This window comes from Tumebacillus lipolyticus (assembly GCF_042682745.1).
GTDB classification, from domain to species: Bacteria; Bacillota; Bacilli; order Tumebacillales; family Tumebacillaceae; genus Tumebacillus_A; species Tumebacillus_A lipolyticus.
This window is the reverse complement of the sequence record NZ_JBHUIO010000009.1, coordinates 127567-148095: the sequence shown is the minus strand read 5'-3', so window position 1 is coordinate 148095 and position 20529 is coordinate 127567. Positions and strand designations below refer to the sequence as shown.

The window sequence follows — 20529 nt, the reverse complement described above, 5'->3', positions numbered from 1 at the left end:
GCGAGAGCATGGCAGATTTTACGGTGATCGCAGATGTTGGCAGAACGCTCGTCCACCTGTTGCGGACGCACATGACACCCGACCCGATCCCGCAACCGGAGATGATCGGGTTGGTCGCTCCGGCCGACAAAGGGGATTTTGTCCTCTCCCTGTTTCTTTACCAGATCGAGCAAAACGGAATGGCGCAGCAGTCCTATATGATCGACAACGGTCCGTCTGTGCAGGACCCGCCGATGGCGGTCGACCTGCACTATCTGATCACCGCTCATTCGAGCGCCGATCTGCAGACGAGGGCGATCGATGAGCAGCGGATCATGGGACGAGCTCTACAGGTTCTGCATGACAATTCCTGGCTCAAAGGTTCGGCGCTGCAGGGAGCGCTCTCCGATTCGAATGAAGAGTTTAAGATCGTCATGCGCGAGCCGATCAACCTGCACACGGCGATCACCCTGTTCCCCAATCAGCCGTACAAGCTGTCATTCAACTTCATGGCTGGCCCCGTCTACATCGATTCGGGCAAGAACAAGCCGATCGGGCGCATCGTCGAGCGCAGCGACAAGGTCGAGGACATGTGATGGAACAGGGAAAGCGCTTGCTGGTCTTTCATCTGATCGACAGCTTTACCGCAGGCATCCCGCTCGGCAAGCTGGCTGTAAAGCTTGAGGGCGTGTTGCAACAGCCGCTGCAGAAGCAAAACGGCATGTTCGTCTTTCAGCACCTGACCGGTGGCTCCTTTTGGGCGCAGGTGAAGTGCGAGCATTATTTTGATGTGCAGATCGAGGCTTCGCTTGAGAGCTTGGACCCGCTCTACCCGGTGGTGATCGTTCCTTTAACGCCGAAGCCAAGCTATCCCTTTCCGGAGGAGACCACGCTGATCCGCGCTTCGCTGCGGGACGAGCGGGGGGAAACGAGGCCCGATGTGAGCGTTCGAGCGATCGCTTTTTCTGAATCTTGCATGAAGGCGAAACTTTCAGCTGAACTGGCGGCGGGCGAGACGGAGATCGCTTTGGCTCGCCTAAACGGGCGGGTGCGCGTCGGTGAACGCTATGCGCTCGGGCAGGAGAGCTGTTCGATCGCAGCGGTTGTCGAGGGTTCCCGCACCTGTAAGCTGACTCGACCTCTCACCGAGACCCACCCGCGCGGCACCTCGCTGCTGCCCTGTGTGGAGACGAAGAGCGATTCGCGCGGCGAAATTGCGATCGCGTTTGGCAACTGCAAGAGCCAGAGGTTTGATGTGCTGTTGACGATCGCTGATGGTGAGCGTGAATTCCGCAAGGAGGTGAGCGTGGAAGAGGGCAAACTGTTCAATCTTCGTGCGGTCAAACTTGACGATTTCTCAAGTTGACTTATAGATCAAATCCAAACAGAGAGGAGGGACCGGATTCAAAAATACACAGGCTTCAACCGTATTTTTGAAACCGGGCTTCGATGCCAGAGTACAAAACGCCTGGAGTTTATGTGGAAGAGTTTGACAGCGGCTCAGTGCCGATGGAAGGCGTCAGCACCAGCACGGCAGGATTTATCGGCTGTGCACAGCGCGGGCCGACTGTCGGAGTGCCGCAGCTCGTCACCAGCTTCAACGATTTTCGTCGACTCTACGGAGGCTACCTGTCCGAAAACCAATACGGAGATTTCCGCTACTTGGCTTATGCGGTCGAACACTTTTTCTTAAATGGCGGAGGGCGCTGCTTCGTGATGCGCGTCGTTCCGGCCGATGCGGTGGCAGCGACCAACGCGACTGAGGAGAACCTGGAGACTTTGCCGCTGCAAATCGAGGCGAAGAACCAAGGCGCGTGGGGCAACCAGATCCGCGTGATCATCAGCAGCAACAACAAGGCGAAGACCAAGATCGTCGAGGTGCTCGAAGACGAAGAACCAAAATATCGACTGAAGAGCGCAGACGGCTTTTTTGCCGGTGATGTGATCGTCTATGCTGACGCGGAGGGCAACAAGCAATACAACAGGATCGTCTTCGCAAAAGATGATGTGATCACCTTGGCCGAACCGCTGGAAGGCGACGTGGTCGACACCGACATGATCCCGAAAAAGACGATCCAAACTTGCGAGTTCTCCCTCGAAGCGTACTACGGCGATCAGGCGGAGAAGTTCGAAAACCTCTCCTTCAACATCGAGAGCCCGTACTATGTGGTCAATGTGCTGGGCAAATCGAACCTGATTCAGGTGACCGACCTGTTCCGCACACGCGTTGCTTCTGAGGAAGTTCTCACCCCGTTTCAAATCATCTCCGGACGTCTTGATGATGGAAGCACTTTCGACATCACCTTGGCGAAAGGCGCAGACGGCAACCCGCGCGCGATGGTCGCGTCCGACTTTAACGGCATCGACAACGGTCCGGGCAAGCGCACCGGTGTGGCCGCATTTGTCGACAACGACGAAGTGGCGGTCATGGCGGTTCCTGGCGTCACAGATCCGAACGTCCAGCTGAACCTCGTCGCGCACTGTGAAAATCAAAAGAGCCGCTTTGCGATCCTCGACCTGCCGAAAGAGACGACGCGCGTCGATAAGGTTGCGGAGCACCGCAACTATTTTGACAGCTCGTATGCTGCGCTGTACGGTCCGTGGTTGCAAGTGTTCGATCCGCTGGAGAAGCGCAGCAACTACATCCCGCCATCAGGCTCGGTCGTCGGGATCATCTCCCGCTCCGACAACACGCGCGGGGTGCACAAAGCGCCGGCCAACGAAGTGGTGCGCAACTGCACCGGGCTGTACTGCCAGTACAACAACATGGAGCAAGCGTCGCTCAACCCGATCGGCGTCAACCTGATTCGCTCTTTCACCGGACAGGGCATTCGCGTTTGGGGGGCACGCACGCTCTCCAGCAACGGCCTGTGGAAGTACATCAACGTGCGTCGCCTGTTCATCTTCGTCGAGCAATCTGTCTTGCGCGGCACGAACTGGGTGGTCTTTGAACCGAACGACGAGCCGCTCTGGGCGCGCGTTCAGCGCACGCTCGACGTGTTCTTGACCGGAGTGTGGCGCTCTGGCGCACTGCAAGGTGCAAGCCCAGCAGAAGGCTTCTACATCAACATCGGTCGCACGACGATGACACAGGATGATATCGACAACGGTCGCCTGATCTGTGAAGTGGGCATCGCGCCAGTCAAACCGGCCGAGTTTGTCATCTTCCGCTTTACGCAAAAAACAAGCGATAACTAATTTCGTAAGAAAGGGGTAGAGGTATGTCTGACCGTAAAGACCCATACCGCAAGTTTCGATATAAAGTGGAATATGATGGCATCGTTTCGGCCGGCTTCAGCGAAGTGTCCGGTTATGATGCATCTGTCGACGTGGTGGAGTACCGCGAAGGAACTGAAGTGACCACCCCGCGCAAACTGCCTGGCCTGTCCAAATATGGCAACATCACGCTCAAGCGCGGCATGACCGACAACATGGAACTGTTCAACTGGATTTTCCAATATATAGAAAAAGGCGAGATCGTTCGCAAATCGATCACGATCACCGTGATGGATGAAAAAGGTGCTGATGCTGCGGCGTTTCAGATCATCAACGCCTGGCCGATGAAATACTCCGGCCCAGATCTGAATGCGACCGCATCAGAAGTAGCGATCGAGTCGCTGGAGATCGCGCACGAAGGCATGAAGCGAACCAAATAGTTGTTGTTGTAACGATCAGTATTTTGGGGAACAAGGGGATGTTCGATCTCCTTGTTCTTCCACATGATGGAGGGGGAAGCGACGATGGCATTCAAGACCGAATACGAATTTATTCTTCCTAAAGGATATGTGGACGAGGAAGGAAACCTCCACAAGCGCGGTGTGATGCGCTTGGCAACAGCTGCCGACGAGATTTTGCCGATGCGCGATCCGCGCGTTCAATCGAATCCCGGCTATCTTTCGATCATCCTGCTCTCTCGCGTCATCTCGCGCCTCGGTGAACTGAGCGCGATCGACACGCGCACCGTCGAGCGGTTTTTCACCTCCGATCTGGCCTATCTGCAAGACTTCTACCGTCAGATCAACGAAGGAGATGGGGTGCAGGTGAAGACAGCTTGCCCAAAATGCGATCACGAGTTTGAGGTGGAAATGGCTTTTCTTCCGGAGCTGAGCGGAGCATAACCTTATATCCTGTCGACAAGATCTATGAGGAAGTCGGTTTTATCGCCTATTATTTTCATTGGCCTCATGATGAGATCATGTCGATGGAGCATCGGGAGCGACGCAGGTGGTGTGACGAGATCTCGCGCATCAACCGCAATTTAAACGGGGAAAAGCCAAGTGATAATCCTTTTGATATCTTCTAATGTCGAGGCAGAAGAGGTGACTTCAGATGGCCCAGATCAAACCGCGTAACGTTGTCGCCGGGTTTCGGTTCAAAGTCGAACTGGATGGGATCCAAGTGGCCGGTTTTAGCGAAGTGACCGGTTTACAGGCAGAGATTGAGTATGAGGAGTACAAAGAAGGCGGCGTCAATATATTTACCTACCGTTTTCCGAAGCATGCCAAGTATCCGCCGCTCGTGTTAAAGCGAGGCGTGAGCAACGGTGATGAGCTGTGGAAATGGTTTCTGAATACAAGGGATGGCAAGATTCAGAAACAGAGCGGTGCGGTGATCATGTACGACAAAAAGGATCATGAGCTTTGCCGCTGGACATTCGTCGATGCGTACCCGGTCAAATGGTCGGGACCCGATCTGAACGCGACACAGAGCAGCTTGGCGATCGAGACGATCGAATTGGTGCATCAGGGATTGAAGTTTATTAAAGGAAAGTGACAGCGATGAACGTGCTTCCACCGTTTGAACCGCATATCCGGCCGATCGGCTCGCTATCCTCTAGCTTTGCACAATCTATCTTGGGCAAGTACGGTTTTTCCCACGATCAATATTTGGACTTGTTGCGCTTGGTGTTTCGCGAGCTGGAGCTTTTGGAGAGCGACGGAGATCGCGAAGAGCTAAAAGAGCTTGCGGCTCAGTTGCGCGTGGAGATCGAACAGGTAGAGCGGCAGATCAGCGCGACCAACCAAGCGGTCAGGGCGCTTCCTGGAAGCGGTGCGATTCACTTGCACACGCTCAAAACGCACATCATCAATCAATTTCGTGTGCTCAAACAGGAAGTGATGCGGCAGGTGACGCTGGATCGGCGATCTGCGCGCAGCATGGTTGACAGAGCGGAGCACCGCTCACGGCTGATCGAGGTCAAGCGGACGCTGCAAGCGCTGCTGCAACAGACATCGCTGCAAGGTCGAGCGGCACAAGTTCCGTTTGGCATGCCCAATCCTGCTCATCTGAGCGACACTCGGCAAGCGATACCAGCTGTCGATGCGCATCTGCAGCATGTCGAACAGATCGATTTGAGCCGAGACACCGGTTCGAGTCGAAGCGAAGCGACGCTTCAGCATCTGCGCACTGCGGCAGATCAAGGTCTCGCGTGGGAGCGTCCAGTTCTTGATGTTTTGCAGGCGGTGAAGCGGCAGCATCCACATCTGACCGACCTTCGTCCCTTTGCAACCTATCTCACCAACCAGATTCGCCTGCACAGACGGCAGGCAAGTCATCTCACCATCACCGATCTGCTCGGCCATCAACCGTCGCAGTCTCGCAAACTGGTCGACAAGCGTCACTATCTGCACCTGATGCTCAACCAGCAGGTGCTGGAGGAGCTTCGTCGCAGTCGGTTGCAGACAGGATTTGATCTTGATTTTGTGGAGGCTGAACGACTCGAACGGTCGCTTGGCGGCCTCGATGCGGTTGATCGCACAGCAGTGCGCCGTCAACCCGAACGGATTGAATTCGAACAGATCGAAGAGGCTGATCTGATCCGCGTGCGTCACCTGGCAGATGAGTTTGGCCTGCACAATCTCATGCAGGTAGGTCGGTTGATCGATCGATACAGCATGACGCCATTGATCGGATTGAAACGGGTGATCCAACAGGTCAGCAGCAGCGAACTGGCAGAAATCCCTTCGCTGGTGCATTCGTTGCAGGAGCATGATCATACGAGCATCAAGCTGTTGCTGAAAGAGCTCTCCGCGGTGGATCGCACTTCGCTCGACCGACTGCTGGTGGCGCTTCAGACGACAGATGTAGTCAAGGTGAGCCAACTGGTCCGATCGGTTGACCGGGCAGACCTCGTCCGGCTGAGTCGACTGATCTCTGAGCTGCGCACGACATCGCTCGGCGAAGCTCATCACCTGATCGATGAACTGCGCACAGCAGATTTATCTGGCCTAGACAGACTGATCACCACGCTGAAAACGATAGATCGCACTCATCTTACCCAATTGCTTCATACGCTTTCTGCACAAGCGCCACAAGCGCCACAAGCGCTTGAGATCGGCGAGTTGCGCTCGCTTGCCCAAACGTTGGACAAGGTTGACCTCTCCACTGCCACGCAACTGGCAGACGGTCGATCAGGTTCTGGCTTGCAGAGGACGAGCGAACTGCTGCACACGATCCGTTCGGTCGACTTCAACCGAGCGAGCGGCTGGATCGATGCGATCAGCCGCGTGGATCACCAAGCTCACAGCGGGTGGTCAGGTGCGCAGGTTGTGACCGACATGATCAAACTGCGCAGTTGGGTCGACATGCTCGTTTCGAACGAGTTGACCACAACTGCGAATCTGATCGATGTAGTAACCGATGTTGATCAGAATCAAGTGACGAACGTCGTCAACATGCTCGTTGCAACCGATCAGGCGGAAGATTTTTTGAGCGCCGACATCGTCTTTGCAGACAAGCAGGTCGCATCTCCTTCCATAGAGGGAATTCTCGATGCGAAGAACGTGCTTCAGCAGCTGCAGGAGTTTTCACCAACTGCTGTGCATCGCATCACCGCGCTGCTCGCCGAATTGCGAGCGACCCAAGTCGGTCGACTGACCGATGCGCTGGAACAATTGGGCGCGGACGCTTTGATCCGCACCACAACTGTGTTTGACAGCTTGCAATCGACCGAGTTTGCGAGCACCGTCGAGATGATCGACAAACTGATCGCGACAGATAGATCGAAAGTTTCGAACCTGATCAAAAGGCTCGACACGCAGAGCCTTGCAAATGCGACCAAGCTGATCGAAACGATTCAAACTGCCGACATCGAGGATGCGGCCAATTTGATCAGCCAACTGAACCGAAGTGAAATCAAAAGCGCGACGCACTTGATCGAAGCGCTTCAGTCAGCAGAAGTCAGTGAGATGACCAAGCTGATCCATACATGTACAACGACGAACGTCACCAAGGCGATGAACCTGATCGAAACGCTCACGCATACAGACTGGAACAAGGCAACCGATTCGATCGAGTTGCTTTCGATGAAAGAATTGTCTCAGGTGAGTGAGTTTATCGCCGAGCTGGTCGCAACAGATGTGCACGACATCACGAAACTGATCAGCAACTTATCGGTCAGACAGGTGAACCAAGCGGTAAACCTGATCTCCACGCTGTCATCAACAGATGTTGCAAAGGTGACGAAGCTGATCACCACATCTTCCTATACAGATTTTATGAAATCGATCGAGATCATCGATCGGCTGAGCGAGCGGAACACCGCTCGAAGCTCTCAACTCCTTCGCTTGCTGGAAATGAGCGATCAGGAGCGAAGAGCAGATTGGATGCAAGTTGAAAATATAGCCGACTCGCGGCACGCGATCGATGGAATCGGCGCGAGGTCTGCGATCGCAAGGCTGAACGCGTTTCATGCGGAAAGCCGGATCGGGTCGGCGGAGATCGCGACAGCAGCTCGACAGATCAGCAGGATGTATGCGGCGAGGCCGTTTGCTTCCAGCAGAATCGAGCCCACCGCGTTAGCACCTGCCGTTTCGTTTCAAGAGCTGATCGAGGCGACGAAGTTGATCTATGACCTTCGCACCTCCTCCAGCGAATCTTTTGCTCGCCTAAGAGGATTTGATCCCGCTCAGATCGGGAATGCGGCGAAGCTGCTCGCGGTGTTCGCCAGCTTCGAGGCAAAGCAGATCGACAGGCTGACCGGCGCGTTGCGCGATGCTGATGTCACGACGGTGACCCGCTTGATCAACTCCACATCGATCAAGACGGTTCAGGACGTGACCGAGATCTTACATGCGCTCAACGCTGAGCAGGTGGAGCGGGTGACCCAGCTGATCCACGAGCTTCGTCGCACATCCATCACACTCGCAACCGATGTTCAATCGGCAAACCAAAGCGAGTTGCGTCATCTGGCAGAAAGATCGCTCGCTTCGAAAGCTGAGCGGCCGATGTCTCCAGAGCGAGCAGAAGCCTTCAAACTGATCGATGCGGCTGTCACCGCCTCCGGCGGGGCAGAAAAGCTGTTGCGAAGCACCAACCTGTCGACAGCGATCACCGAGCAGATCAACGATTTCCTATCTCGCCAGATGACGAGCACCACCTTGTTGACCGATTGGCAGGCCATCGTCGGCGAGGTGGATCGAGCAGAGCTTCAGCAAGCGATGAAAGCTCTGCAATCGGGAGACTGGAACGACCAACTCGTCGCTGTGAATCGAGCAGGGCGACTGCAAGCGACAAAAGCCGGGCAATCGGGAGACTGGAGCGACAAGTTCGCCGCTGTGAATCGAGCAGGGCTTCAGCAAGCGATGAAAGCTCTGCAAACGGGCGACTGGAGCGACCAACTCGTCTCAGTGAATCGAGCAGGGCTTCAGCAAGCGATGAAAGCTCTGCAAGCGGGAGACTGGAGCGACCAACTCGTCTCAGTGAATCGAGCAGGGCTTCAGCAAGTGATGAAAGCTCTGCAAACGGGAGACTGGAGCGACCAACTCGTCGCAGTGAATCGAGCAGTGCTACAGCAAGTGATGAAAACTCTGCAAGCGGGAGACTGGCGCGACAAGTTCGTCTCAGTGAATCGAGCAGGGCTTCAGCAAGTGATGAAAGCTCTGCAAGCGGGAGACTGGAGCGACCAACTCGTCTCAGTGAATCTAGTAGGGCTTCAGCAAGTGATGAAAGCTCTGCAAGCGGGAGACTGGAGCAACCAGCTCGTCGCAGTAAATCGAACAGGGCTACTGCAAGCGACAAAAGCTCTGCAAGTGGGCGACTGGAACGATAAGCTCGTCGCAGTAAATCGAGCAGGGCTACTGCAAGCAACAAAAGCTCTGCAAACGGGAGACTGGAGCGACCAACTCGTCGCAGTGAATCGAGCAGACCTACCTCAAGCGAGGCGTGCTGAGCGGTCGAGCGATCTGATGGACAGGCGAGGCGCGGCGGATCGAGCGTCTCGCGAGCGAGAGCGGAGCAAGGCGCTTCTGTCCAGTTCGATGATCCAGATCGCAGATCGATTCGGCAGGCGCCAGACGGCGGGGACATCCGTTCTGCAAGATCGGTCTCCTCAGCGTCAAAATGCGGATCATTTCGGCGCTCAGCAGGGGCTGATCAGAGCCTCAGATTTGGTCAATCGGCTGTCTACATTAGGGATTGTTGAGCATGCGGGTCGACAGGAAGCGAAGGAGATCGCGCTCTGGACCGATCGGATCACGAAGTTGGCCAGTGCTGATCGGACTTCCCTGCACCGAGTGAAGAGCATGACGCTCATGACCGATATGACCTCCGCGATTCGCAGCGCTGATCTTACAAACAGCGGGCAGTTGCAAAAGCGCGCCGGTGTTGATCGTCATGCTCCTGAGCGCATGATCGCAGAGCGAAGCGTGCACGGAATGGCCGATCGCACCTATGAGCCCTTGCTGATCAGAAGACAGCATGCGGATCAGGCGGGAAAAGGTGTACGCCCTTTCCTCAGCGGCGATTCGCCGATCGATGCACCGCGTGGCGGAGCGGACGCCGAGCGCAGAGCGATTCAGCGTGCCGACAGCTTCACCGGATACGAGGAGGAACTTCCGTTCACCCTGCATCGTTCGACCTGGACGAGCCAGAACAGCTTCACCGCAGATGATCAGGCGAACATCGAGTATCGCAAACCGCCGTCCGCAGAGCAGGTGACAACTGCGATTCAGCAGTCAGAACCGGTGCAGCCAGCGTTCGAAGAGCAAGAGCTAAAGCAGGGCAACCTGCTCGCCAACATCGACTTGGAATCGCTCGTCGATCACCTCTACCAGGAGCTCGAAAAGAAAATCGAATTTGAACGTTCCATTCGCGGCTTATAGGCGCGAGCATCCACAGGAAAGGAAGGGCCGATCATCATGACAACCAAAGCGATCATCGAAGTGCTAAACGGTGGGAACAAGGGCACGAAGATCAAAGTGCTGTTTAACCCGAACAACTATTCGCTCGATCATGGCAACCAGTTCGCTTGGCACACCATCCCCGGTCTTTCCATGCCGATCGCCCAGTTTGTGTCCGGACAGACGCCCACGCTCAGCATGGAGCTTTTTCTCGACTGTTACGGGGAGAGTGCAGATGCGGACGTGCGCGACTACACCAAGAAGATCGCCGGACTGCTGGAAGTCGACAAAGATCTGCATGCGCCGCCGCTGGTCAAATTCGTCTGGGGCTCGCTCAAATTTCAAGGCATCATCGAAAAGCTCAACCAGAAGTTCACGATGTTTTCCAACAAGGGGAATCCGGTGCGGGCGACGTTGAACGTGACCTTTAAAGCGGTCTACGGGGTCAAGGAGCAATATCAGCAAATCCCGCGCCAATCGGCAGATCGCACCAAGCAGAAGCTGCTCCGCCAAGGGGATCAGCTGTGGATGATCGCCAACGAGGAGTACGAAGATCCTGGCAAGTGGCGAGAGATCGCCAAGGCGAACGGCATTGACAATCCAAGAAAGCTCGAAGCTGGACGCACTTTGACCATCCCGCGATTGGAGTGATGAAGCATGCCACCGAAGATCAAGCTGGACACCAAGACCTACGAATTTGATAAGCTCGAACAAAAATATGGCAACTTCTTTGCACCTGCTTTCCTGATCGACGTCGGTGGGCAGGATGTCGTCAAGCAAGGAGCGGCTGTGACCACCGTCTCGGTCACCCAAAGCGTTGAGAAGGCGAACAATTTCTCCTTTACGATCAACAACGCCTACAACTGGGTCTCGCGCGAATTCGATTGGCAGAACATTTTCACGCTCGGCAACACGGTCGAAATCAAGATGGGCTATGTCGACAAGCTGGAAACGCTGTTCTACGGCATCATCACCAACGTCTCCTACAATTATCCAGCGGACGGGACGCCGACGATGACTGTCACCGGCATGGATTACTCCTATGTGATGATGAAGGGCAAGGGCGAGAAGACGGCCAACTCGTGGGAGCAGAAGATGAACAGCGACGTGGTCAAAGAGATCGTGCAGAAATATGCGCTGTCCACATCGAACATCGAATCGACCAACAAGGTGAAGCTGAAGATCGACCGTCAAGGACAGGACGATTACACCCTGATCAAAAAGCTTGCGCAAGAGACGTACTTCGAATTTTTTGTGCTCGGCAAGGATGTATATTTTCGCAAACCGTTCCAAAAAACGACGCCGATCATGACGCTCGTCTTCGGGAAGAACTTGCGCTCGTTTCAAACATCGATGAAACTCGACCATCAGATCAAGAAGTTTATCGTCACCGGCTATGATCCGAAGGAGAAAAAGAAGCTGCAAGCAGAATCGAAGCCGATCAAACCGGTCAATTCGAACACTTCGACCGGACAGGATCTGCTCGGCAAGTTTGCCGCACAGAACAAGATTCAGTACACGCATACCAACCTGTCCGATCAGAGCGAACTGCAGACGATCGCCGACGCACAGGCGCTTGAAGCATCGATGCGACTGATCTCAGGCAGCGGCGAATCGATCGGGCTGCCCGAGCTGATCGCGGGGCGCTTTCTGAAGCTGACCGGGGTGGGCGCGCGCTTCTCACAGCCGATGTATCTGCGGAGCGTGACGCACCGAATGAACAAGTCGGGCTATCTCACCACATTTGAAGTAGCGGGGAATGCAGTATGATCAACTCATGGGCACAAGCACCATCCAATCATGAATCGCGTAACTATATTCACGGCGTGGTCCGCGCGCTCGTCACCGACAACAAAGACCCGGAAAACTTAGGGCGGGTCAAGTTGACCATTCCGATCCGCGAGGGGGAAGAGGTGACCGAATGGGCATATGTCGCCTGCATGATGGCTGGCAAAGAGCGCGGTTCAGTCTTTGTCCCCGAGGTGGACGACGAGGTGCTGGTCGCCTTTCACAACGGCGATATGGCGGAGCCGTACGTGATCGGAGCGCTGTGGAATCCGAAAGACAAGCCGCCAAAATATGATGCGGAGAAAAACAATCTGCGGCGCATCGTCTCTCGCGCAGGTCATGAGATCACGTTCGACGACACTGACAAAGAGGGCAAGATCGAGATCAAAACGTCAAAATCGCACCAGGTGATCCTCGATGACAAAGCGGATACGCTCACCGTCGCGGATGGAAAAGGGAAGAACTCGATCGTGATCAACGGCGGAGACTCCGGCAAGATCACGATCAAAAGTTCGGGCGGTGCCAATGCGACGATCACGCTGACTGCGCAAGGGGAGATCCAGATCGAGAGCGCCAAGTCGATCTCGGTCAAGTCGGCACAGGTCAACCTCGAAGCATCTGGGATGATGGGCCTGAAGGCGACGGGTAACCTGACGCTAGAGTCGAGCGCGATGGTGACGATCAAAGGCACGATGGTCAAAATCAACTGAGAGGGTGGAACTGATGGGAAAAAGCTTTCTCGGGCGTGGCTGGAAGTTCCCCGTCGAAGTCGATCAAACCACTGGGCGCATCGTCATGTCGGAGTACGAGGACGACATTGCCGAAGCGGTTCGCATCATCGTCTGGACGGCCAAAGGGGAGCGGGTGATGCGGCCCGACTTCGGCTGCGGCATTCACGACTTCGTGTTCGAAACGACCGATACGACCACGCTCTCCTTGATGGAGGCTGCGGTGGAAGAGGCGATCATGCAATGGGAGCCTCGCGTGCATGAGGTGGAAGTGAAGATCACCGAGGACGATATCGATATGGGCAAGCTGAGCATCAGCGTCTCCTACATGGTGCGCACGACCAACAACCTGTACAACCAGGTCTATCCGTTCTACATGCATGAAGGGACGAAATAGTTGAACAAGCGGAAGGAGGGGAGAGCATGTTGCCACCCCGCATCGATGAACGCACGCTACAAGATCTGATACAGCGGATGAAAGATATGGTTCCCTTTTATACGCCGGAGTGGAGATTCTCCCCGAATGACCCGGATGCGGGAGCCGCTTTGTTCTCGATCTTTGCGGACATGTACCTGCAGAATGTGGAGCGGTTAAACCGCGTCCCGATGAAAAACTTGATCGCCTTTCTCAACTTGACCGGACTTTCTCAACTCCCAGCCAGCCCCGCTAGCGGCTACGTGACATTTTCGATGAGCGAAGGAACGCCGCACTCGGTGTTGGTTCCGGCTGGCACCGAGCTGCTCGCCGAAGCATCTGATGGTGGAGAACCGATCCCGTTTGAGACGGCCAGCCCGCTGCTGGTCACCCCTTCCAAGCTCGTGGAGACGATTTTGACGTCGAGCGACCTCGATCGCATCGTCCGCATCGAACCAAGACGGGAGCGCCCAGCAGTCCTCTTCGATTGCGAGCAGGGGGAAAACCTTCAGTCGCACTGTCTGTATCTCGGGCACCAAGACCTGCTTTTGATCGGCGAGACCGCGGTGATCGAGCTGGATTTTTATCATTCGAAAGCGCGCTATCTGGAGCAGACGTATGGGGAGCGGCTCGCCGATCTGAACACCCTCGAATGGGCCTATTCGAGCCCGAGCGGTTGGGAGCCGTTCGATGCGGTGTCTGCGAAGGGCAACCGCCTTGCGCTGACCAAGAGCCGAGCGGGGGAGGTCGCCCGCCGCGAGCTGCAAGGCCAGGAAAATCGCTGGATTCGCTGCAAGATCAAGCCGCAGATGTTAGATCGTGTCACCTCGCAGGAGTCGCCGTTTTTGATCGATTCCCTGCACGCCAAGACCAACTATCTCGATGTGGAAGGGCGAGGGGGGATTGAGCCTGAGCTGCTGTTCTTCAATGACATCCAGGTGGATGCGGCCGACTGCTACCCGTTTGGGGAATATTTCGCACCGTTCGCTCTGTTCTATATCGGCAGTCAGGAAGCGTTCTCGAAGAAGGAAAGCACGATCACGATGACGTTTCACCTCCAATCGGTGCTCCATCGCCTCTTGCCAGAAGACGAGCAGAAAATCGATTGGAAGCCGATCATGAAGGAAAGCGATTTTGAGAAGCCGAAAGTGCTGGAAACGTCTGTGCGGCAAGTGATCTGGGAGTATTGGAACGGGAATAGCTGGGTGCGGCTGTTCCACAACCAAGAGTATGAGGAGATCTTCTACCGCATAAGCGAAGCGGGCAAGGAGATGGTGATGCAGTTCATCTGTCCGGCCGATATGTCTGAAACGTGGGTCAACGGACATCAAGCGCGCTGGATTCGCGCTCGCGTGTTGCAGGTGGAAAACCTGTATGCGAACAACCCGATCTATCTCACGCCAAAGCTGGCCAATCTGCGCCTGCAATACTGCTATTTTCCCAATCAAGGATTTCCAGTTGAGCGCTGTCTGACCGAAAACAACATGGAAGTGCTCGATCGGACGTTAGCGATCGCTGAGCGCAACGTGCTGTTTGCCCCCTTTGTGGGCATTGACAGCCGCTTTCCCGCCTTCTATCTGGGCTTTGACGAAGCGCCGCGCAAAGGGCCGATCCAGCTGTACTTCTCTCTGCTCGGCATCCCCGATCAGACTTCGGAGCTCTCGCTGATCGATTGGGAGTATTTGTGTCAAGGTCCGGCTGGGCCGATGTGGAAGCCGATCAAGACGATCGACGAGACGCTCGGCTTCACCCGCAGCGGCACGGTGCAATTTGTCGGGCCGTCCGACTTTGTTCGCCATTCGCTGTTCACCCGCGATCTGTTCTGGCTCCGAGCGCTTCAGCGCGACCAACAGATCGAGCGCAAGGCGGTGACCGAACGAAAGCGCCCGCTGCTCGCCGGCATCTTTCCGAACACGACAAAGGCGATTCAACAGCAGAGCATCCGCCGCGAAGTGCCGAAGAAAGAGCAGGTCAGCGACACCGAAGTTCGCTTTGTGCTGGAGGGGCCGCCGATCTTTTCGGAGGAGGTCTGGGTGGATGAGACCGGCCAGCTCAGCGAGCTTGAACTGGACGCACTGCTCAGCTCAGACAGCACGCGCACCGAAATCTTGCGCGATTCCGGTGGGCAGATCTTGCAACTGTGGATCAGATACGAGCCGGTGGAACAGTTTGATCATTCAGGCTCGGAAGATCGTCACTATGTGCTCGATCGATCGACCGGGGTGTTGCGCTTCGGCGATGGGGTACATGGCAGAGCGCTGTCCGCAAGCGGTCCTGAGCCGGTGATGGTGCACTATAAAAAGATTGTCGGCCGACGCGGCAATGTGGAAGCGGGGCAAATCAAATCTCTGCAGCAGACGATCGCGTTTATCGCCGGCGTGTTCAACCCAACTCCTGCTGGCGGGGGCAGTGATATCGAGCCGCTGAAGACGACGCTGCAGCGGGGGCCGCACAAGGTGCGCCATCGCGATCGAGCGATCACAGCGCTCGATTATGAATGGTTGGCTCGTCAGGCATACCACGACATCGCCAAGGTGAAGTGCCTGCCCGGTTACAACGCCAACCTGGAAAGAGAAAACGGCTGTGTGACGCTGGCGATCCTCCCGAGCGGTGGTGAGAATGGCAGGCCGTTCTTCCCGCAGCTGAAGCGTCGGGTGGAGGAGTACCTCGTCGAGCGCTCAGCCAGCACGATCGCGATGGTCAGCCGCATCGTGGTCATCGAGCCGGTCTACTTGGAAATCTCGATCTTCGCTCAACTGGTCGTCATGTCGATGGATGAGGTCGTGCCCGCTGAGCTCGAAGCGGTTCAGAGCTTGAGCAGCTTTCTCAATCCGTATCAAGGCAACTATGACGGCAAAGGGTGGGAGATCGGACAACAGATCCACGCATCTGTCTTCTACGGCCTGCTCAAAGCGGTCACAGGCGTCAACCATGTGAAGAAGTTGTCGTTGACCGTGCACAAGCTGGCGGACAGAAAGCGCACCGAACTGACGTTTGAGGAAGCGATGCAGATTCAACATGGCATCGTGATCAACGGCAAGCATCAGATCGGCGTCGAACTGCTTGACTAACCAACAAAACAGATGGAAAAAGGTGGTGAACCTATGCTCCCGTTGCCAAACCTAGATGACCGCCTATTTGAAGAGATCGTCGACTCTGCGCGCAAGATGATCCCGAAGCTGAGCCCGCAGTGGACCGATGAGAATGCGCACGACCCTGGCATCACGATGGTCGAGCTATTTTCCTATCTCACCGAGATGCAACAATATTATCTAAACAGGGTGACCGTAAAAAATGAACTGAAATTTTTGCGCATGTTAGGAGTCGTGCCCAAACAGGCGAGCTATGCGCGAGTCGACGTGTCGTTCGGAAATGTGCAGGTGCCCTACCTGCTGCCCCGCGGCAGCAAACTGCGCGGCTTGAATGAGCCGTTCGAAACGGTCGAACCGCTTTTGCTCTTGCCTGCAAAGATCGATCGCGTGCTGGTCAGCGCAAAAGCGGAGATCTCCGATCACACGGTTGCCAACGAGAACAACAATGTCGGCTACTACGCGTTTGGAGCGCGGGCCAAGCGGGGGAATCGCCTCTTTCTCGCCTTTGATCGCGAGCTTCCGGCGAAGCGAGAGATCACGCTGACGTTCGATCTGTTCGAAAATTATCAGGTGCAGGCCAACCCGAGCGAGGAGATCGAAGGGGGGCAGATTCCTCCCGCCAAGGTCTCGTGGTTTTACTCAGGCGCTGACGAGGCTGGCGAAAATCGATCGCCGCGACTCTTGCCGCTGCGGATCGAGCGCGACAGCACGCTGCATCTGTCCAAGAGCGGGAGCCTCACCTTCACCGTGCCCAATCTGATGAGCCCGATGCGCATCCATCCGGCAAATGACAAAGCGCGCTTTTGGATCTGTGCCGTGCTGGAGGAGCCTGGATACGAAATCCCGCCGAAAGTTGAGAAAATATTGTTGAACACGGTGCGCGCAGTACACCGCGAAACGAAGAGCACCGTGCTGTCGATCGACGGCACAGGCGAGATGGATCAACAGCATGTGATCGATGGCTATCTGCCCTATTTTGGCGAGGTGGAAATCCAAGTGCAAGAGGAGGCGACAGGCGATTGGCGCATCTGGGACGAGGTCGATGACCTGACTGCACGAAAGCCGGATGACCGCAGCTGTATCCTCTATCGCAATATAGACCAGCAGGTGTTCTACCTGCGCTTTGGCAATGGAGAACATGGGCGCATTCCACCGAAAGGCAAGGGGACGATTCGCGTGATCGCCTATGAGAAAGATTTTGCCGCGCACATGTGGATCGGTCGAAGCAACGGTCTGCCCGGACAGCGCTTCCAATTGGCCCAGACGCCCGTTCTGCCAAAGTCGTTGCAGTTGCAAGTTGGCATCAAGCTGCTCGACGCTCCGGAATGGCTTTGGCAGGACTGGACACAGGTGGACGATTTTGAACGTTCCGGGCCGGATGATCGTCACTATGTGTTCGACCAGAGCACTGGCGAGATCGTCTTCGGAAACAGCGAGAACGGACAGATTCCAGACGTCTCTGATGATGACAACATCAGGTTGCTCGCCCTACAAGTGGGCGGGGGGGAGCGCGGCAACGTGCAGCGCCTGCTGATCAACTCGTTTGCGCGGCCGGAACTGTTCGGCAAGCTCACGGTGATCAACCATGATTTTGCTCGCGGAGGCGCTGAGCGCGAAACGCTGGACGAAGCAAAAGATCGCTTGCGACGCGAGCTGATGATGACGACCAGAGGCGTGACGAGCGATGATTTTGAGCAACTCGCGCTGGCGACCCCTGGGCTTCGCGTCGCACGCGCCAAGGCGATCCCGCTCTATCGGGTCGGCTTGCGCGACTATCCGCAGCAAAAAGCTCCCGGCGAGGTCACAGTCGTCGTCGTCCCGTACGGCGAAGATAAGAAACCGAAGCCGAGCGCCGGATTTCTCAGCACGGTGCAACATCATCTCGACCAGCACCGCCTGCTGACGACAGAGGTGCACGTCGTGCCTCCCGAGTATGTCAAGATCACGGTGCATGCGGTGATCGTCATCGATCCTGACACGAAAAATCTCGGCGCACGAATCAATGATTCGCTGCAACACTTTCTCGATGTGCTCGACAACTCCGACCCGACCAAAGGGTGGGAGTTCGGGCGTCCCGTCTACAAAGGGGACATCTACGGCATCATCAACCAGATGGCCGGTGTGGAATACATCCAAACGCTCTGGTTTGAGGCAGAAGGGGTCGGCGTCCAAAAAGACCCCTCAGGGGATATTCTCTTGCCGCCTCATGGATTGGTCTACTCCGGTCGCCATCAGATCGAACTGATCTCGCGGGCGGATGTGTGAGGTGCGAGCGAAATGGAGGTGATTCCCGTTGTATGATGACACGACCTTTTTTTCCTTAAATCGCCAAGCGGATTGGAAAAAAGGAGCTTTGCACAACCTGACCGTCACCGAGCAGGGTGTGCTGATCGAGCAGACGGAGCGCTTTGGCTTCTATCAGACGGTGCGGCTGGACCTGATCGAAGGGCTTCAGCAATTGGAAGACTTCGCGCTCGGCGAGAATGAGAAGCTGTATCTGCTCGATCGGCAGGCAAACGTTTTTCTATACGACTATGAAAACCATTATGCGGATCTGATCTTGCCAGGCGGTCATGGGCAATTTTCCGCACGGGCGAAGCTGACAGAGGTCGGAACCCACTTGCTCGTCTCCCAGCTGGAAGGCGAAAACCGGCTGGTCGCCTACTCACCGGACACTGGCCAGGCGGTCTGGAGGCTCAACGAGTACAGCGGCATCCCCGTCCATCCGCTCGCGATCACGACCGATCGCCACGGCGATGCGTATGTGCTGTTCGTGTTCGACCCTGTTCAGCGAGCGACCGGGCTGCACGCCACCGAAAACAGCTATTACGGCGTTTTGAAGATCGATTCGGGAGGTCGACCGCAGCGGTTGTACCAGCACCGCTCGCTGCTGATCAAACAGGAGACTTCGCTGCTCAGCTTGCAAGAAAGTCTCTTCTTCACCGTCGGTTCGGGTGGGAAGCTATACATTCTGAACACGGCCGAGCGCGCGGTCTTCACCTTTGCGCAGAGCGGGGGCCATGAAGCGACCCTCCCGGTCAAGGTGATCGGTTCACCGTCCGGCCTCGGCGTCGATCCGTTCGGATCGCTCTATATCGGCGATGACCACTCGATCGAACAAGCTTGGGAGGACAACCGCTTTGTGCACCATTATCAGGCGGATGGCCGCTATGTGGACGCGGTGCTCGGCTACCGGGGACAGGCGAAAAAACTGCTGGTGGGCTATGCCAGCAAAATGTACGTGTGGAACCAAGAGGAGAATCTGATCACCGTCTTGGAGCAGAAATTGCGCACCAAGCCGCTGGGGGATGGTCAGGGCGCGCTGAAGGGAATCTACTTCACGCAAGCGTTTGACAGCACAGAAGCGGAGACGGTCTGGCACAAGATCACCGTCGAGCGAGAGCTTCCCGATGAGACGCAATTGCGCATTTCCTACTTCTCGGCAGATCAGAAAGAGCTGATGCTCGACGGGCAGCGCATTCAACTCGACCAGTACCTGCAGGACCGAGAGATCTCGCTGGAAACCAAGCTTGTGCAGCTCGATCGGGTCTTTTCCCGTCCGCTGGTCAATCCACAAGACGCGCTGCTGCAGGCGAAGGGGCGCTACATCTGGCTTAAGATCGAGTGGAGGGGCAATGATCGCCTCTCACCACTGCTGCGTAAACTGCGGGTGTACTTCCCGCGCAACTCCTATCTGAACTACCTGCCGAGCGTGTATCAGCAAGATCCTGTGAGCCGTGACTTTTTAGAGCGCTATCTTTCGCTGTACGGCACTTTTTTCGAAGAGATGGAAGAGACGATCGATCACATGTCCCGATTTTTTGATGTCGATTCGTCGTCAGGCGATCTTTTGCGCTGGCTGGCGACCTGGGTGGGAATCTCTGTCGACGACCGCTGGAGCAGCGATCAAGTGCGCAGGCTGATGAAGCAGAGCACCGAACTGTACAAAAAGCGCGGGACTCGGGCGGGGATTCAGGAGATGATCGAGATCTTTACGGGGGAGAAGCCGTATATCATCGAATATTTTCAATACAAGTATCTGCTGGAAAAAGCGGATATCAAAGATTACATGGAACAGCTGTACGGCCTCGACCCCTATCGATTCTGCGTGCTGATCAAACCACATGTGGTCAAGAGTGATGAAGAGCGGAAAATCTTGCAAAAGATCATCGACGAAGAAAAGCCAGCCTTCTCAGAAGCGCAGTTGGTCGTGCTGGAACCGCGCATCTACCTCGGCACGCACTCTTATCTCGGCATCAACACGTTCTTGTCCGAGCCGAGGTTGCTCGTGCTCGATGATCAGGCTTCGATGCCGAACAACACGGTGCTGATCGACATCGATCGCGACAACAGGATCGGTCTGCATACACGCTTGGAACTCGATTCCAATTTAGAATAAATCGGGAGAA

The 20529-nt window shown here is 55.8% G+C and carries 15 protein-coding genes; all 15 read left to right on the top strand.

The genetic code is table 11. The annotated features are described in order from the left end of the window. Positions 1–8: 8 nt before the first annotated feature. The 15 genes from ACFSOY_RS14625 (at position 9) to ACFSOY_RS14555 (ending at position 20519) form a co-directional block, all read left to right on the top strand. On the top strand, positions 9–575 hold the full coding sequence (locus ACFSOY_RS14625; protein WP_386047814.1) for a Pvc16 family protein: 567 nt from the start codon (positions 9–11) through the stop codon (positions 573–575). Beyond that, positions 575–1345 (top strand): hypothetical protein, encoded by a 771-nt coding sequence (locus ACFSOY_RS14620; RefSeq protein WP_386047812.1) that lies wholly within the window; start codon positions 575–577, stop codon positions 1343–1345. Before ACFSOY_RS14625 ends, ACFSOY_RS14620 begins: the two co-directional genes overlap by 1 nt. A gap of 83 nt (positions 1346–1428) precedes the next feature. After that, entirely contained in the window at positions 1429–3177 is a 1749-nt protein-coding gene (locus ACFSOY_RS14615; RefSeq protein WP_386047810.1) for a phage tail sheath family protein, read from the top strand. A gap of 23 nt (positions 3178–3200) precedes the next feature. After that, the gene (locus ACFSOY_RS14610; protein ID WP_386047808.1) at positions 3201–3635 is read left to right on the top strand and encodes a phage tail protein; all 435 of its coding nucleotides are present in this window, start codon (positions 3201–3203) and stop codon (positions 3633–3635) included. Positions 3636–3719: 84 nt separating this feature from the next. Then, positions 3720–4097, top strand: a complete 378-nt coding sequence (locus ACFSOY_RS14605; RefSeq protein ID WP_386047806.1) for a phage tail assembly protein — start codon at positions 3720–3722, stop codon at positions 4095–4097. Continuing rightward, positions 4094–4282 carry a DUF6760 family protein gene (locus tag ACFSOY_RS14600; RefSeq protein WP_386048353.1) on the top strand — a complete coding sequence of 63 codons (189 nt, stop codon included), beginning with the start codon at positions 4094–4096 and terminating at the stop codon, positions 4280–4282. Before ACFSOY_RS14605 ends, ACFSOY_RS14600 begins: the two co-directional genes overlap by 4 nt. A 26-nt stretch (positions 4283–4308) precedes the next feature. Next, positions 4309–4752 (top strand): phage tail protein, encoded by a 444-nt coding sequence (locus ACFSOY_RS14595; protein WP_386047804.1) that lies wholly within the window; start codon positions 4309–4311, stop codon positions 4750–4752. A 5-nt stretch (positions 4753–4757) separates the two neighbouring features. Continuing rightward, on the top strand, positions 4758–10079 hold the full coding sequence (locus ACFSOY_RS14590; RefSeq protein ID WP_386047802.1) for a hypothetical protein: 5322 nt from the start codon (positions 4758–4760) through the stop codon (positions 10077–10079). A 36-nt stretch (positions 10080–10115) separates the two neighbouring features. Further along, positions 10116–10748 (top strand): CIS tube protein, encoded by a 633-nt coding sequence (locus ACFSOY_RS14585; RefSeq protein WP_386047800.1) that lies wholly within the window; start codon positions 10116–10118, stop codon positions 10746–10748. A 6-nt stretch (positions 10749–10754) separates the two neighbouring features. Then, positions 10755–11867, top strand: a complete 1113-nt coding sequence (locus tag ACFSOY_RS14580) for a phage late control D family protein (protein WP_386047799.1) — start codon at positions 10755–10757, stop codon at positions 11865–11867. After that, entirely contained in the window at positions 11864–12595 is a 732-nt protein-coding gene (locus ACFSOY_RS14575) for a phage baseplate assembly protein V (protein ID WP_386047797.1), read from the top strand. Before ACFSOY_RS14580 ends, ACFSOY_RS14575 begins: the two co-directional genes overlap by 4 nt. A 13-nt stretch (positions 12596–12608) precedes the next feature. After that, positions 12609–13010: a GPW/gp25 family protein gene (locus tag ACFSOY_RS14570; RefSeq protein ID WP_386047795.1), complete on the top strand. Its 402-nt coding sequence runs from the start codon at positions 12609–12611 to the stop codon at positions 13008–13010. 26 nt (positions 13011–13036) lie between these two features. Next, positions 13037–16099, top strand: a complete 3063-nt coding sequence (locus tag ACFSOY_RS14565; protein WP_386047794.1) for a baseplate J/gp47 family protein — start codon at positions 13037–13039, stop codon at positions 16097–16099. A gap of 33 nt (positions 16100–16132) precedes the next feature. Next, entirely contained in the window at positions 16133–18385 is a 2253-nt protein-coding gene (locus tag ACFSOY_RS14560) for a putative baseplate assembly protein (protein ID WP_386047792.1), read from the top strand. Between the two features lie 28 nt (positions 18386–18413). Continuing rightward, the gene (locus tag ACFSOY_RS14555) at positions 18414–20519 is read left to right on the top strand and encodes a phage tail protein (protein ID WP_386047790.1); all 2106 of its coding nucleotides are present in this window, start codon (positions 18414–18416) and stop codon (positions 20517–20519) included. The last annotated feature ends 10 nt before the right edge of the window (positions 20520–20529 follow it).

Bases quoted from the DNA above. Each gene is read 5' to 3' on its own strand.
- ACFSOY_RS14625 (WP_386047814.1), top strand. From the start codon at position 9: ATGGCAGATTTTACGGTGATCGCAGATGTTGGCAGAACGCTCGTCCAC.
- ACFSOY_RS14620 (WP_386047812.1), top strand. From the start codon at position 575: ATGGAACAGGGAAAGCGCTTGCTGGTCTTTCATCTGATCGACAGCTTT.
- ACFSOY_RS14615 (WP_386047810.1), top strand. From the start codon at position 1,429: ATGCCAGAGTACAAAACGCCTGGAGTTTATGTGGAAGAGTTTGACAGC.
- ACFSOY_RS14610 (WP_386047808.1), top strand. From the start codon at position 3,201: ATGTCTGACCGTAAAGACCCATACCGCAAGTTTCGATATAAAGTGGAA.
- ACFSOY_RS14605 (WP_386047806.1), top strand. From the start codon at position 3,720: ATGGCATTCAAGACCGAATACGAATTTATTCTTCCTAAAGGATATGTG.
- ACFSOY_RS14595 (WP_386047804.1), top strand. From the start codon at position 4,309: ATGGCCCAGATCAAACCGCGTAACGTTGTCGCCGGGTTTCGGTTCAAA.
- ACFSOY_RS14590 (WP_386047802.1), top strand. From the start codon at position 4,758: ATGAACGTGCTTCCACCGTTTGAACCGCATATCCGGCCGATCGGCTCG.
- ACFSOY_RS14585 (WP_386047800.1), top strand. From the start codon at position 10,116: ATGACAACCAAAGCGATCATCGAAGTGCTAAACGGTGGGAACAAGGGC.
- ACFSOY_RS14580 (WP_386047799.1), top strand. From the start codon at position 10,755: ATGCCACCGAAGATCAAGCTGGACACCAAGACCTACGAATTTGATAAG.
- ACFSOY_RS14575 (WP_386047797.1), top strand. From the start codon at position 11,864: ATGATCAACTCATGGGCACAAGCACCATCCAATCATGAATCGCGTAAC.
- ACFSOY_RS14570 (WP_386047795.1), top strand. From the start codon at position 12,609: ATGGGAAAAAGCTTTCTCGGGCGTGGCTGGAAGTTCCCCGTCGAAGTC.
- ACFSOY_RS14565 (WP_386047794.1), top strand. From the start codon at position 13,037: ATGTTGCCACCCCGCATCGATGAACGCACGCTACAAGATCTGATACAG.
- ACFSOY_RS14560 (WP_386047792.1), top strand. From the start codon at position 16,133: ATGCTCCCGTTGCCAAACCTAGATGACCGCCTATTTGAAGAGATCGTC.